This window comes from Nocardia cyriacigeorgica, assembly GCF_010858045.1.
Taxonomy (GTDB): Bacteria; Actinomycetota; Actinomycetes; order Mycobacteriales; family Mycobacteriaceae; genus Nocardia; species Nocardia cyriacigeorgica_E.
Map to the genome: position 1 here is coordinate 1 of NZ_JAAGVC010000330.1, position 289 is coordinate 289.

Annotated in this window: 1 pseudogene; it reads right to left on the reverse strand. The window is 61.9% G+C overall.

The window, feature by feature from the left end:
- Positions 1 to 64: 64 nt before the first annotated feature.
- Positions 65 to 289: pseudogene (locus GV790_RS29910) on the reverse strand (ectoine/hydroxyectoine ABC transporter permease subunit EhuC); the annotation flags it as partial.

Consider the following 289-nt stretch of genomic DNA (forward strand, 5'->3'; position numbering starts at 1 on the left):
ATCTTGAACCCGTCCCACAGCACGGGCAGAGCTTCCCAGGCGCGTTCCCAACTCCATTCGACGGTCATCGTGCCACCGCCTCGACCGGCTCATCCGGCGCGAGCCGCAACATTTCCTTCAATGTCGGGCCGCGGCCGAGCTTGCTCTTGGCGCGGGTTTCCACCAGGTTCATCACCAGAGTCAGGACGTAGGCGAGGACGAAATAGATCACCAGGCCGACGCCGAAGGAGAACAGGGTGTCGCCGGTCGACTGCCGCAGCTTGTTGATCTCGAACGTCAAGTCCTGCAA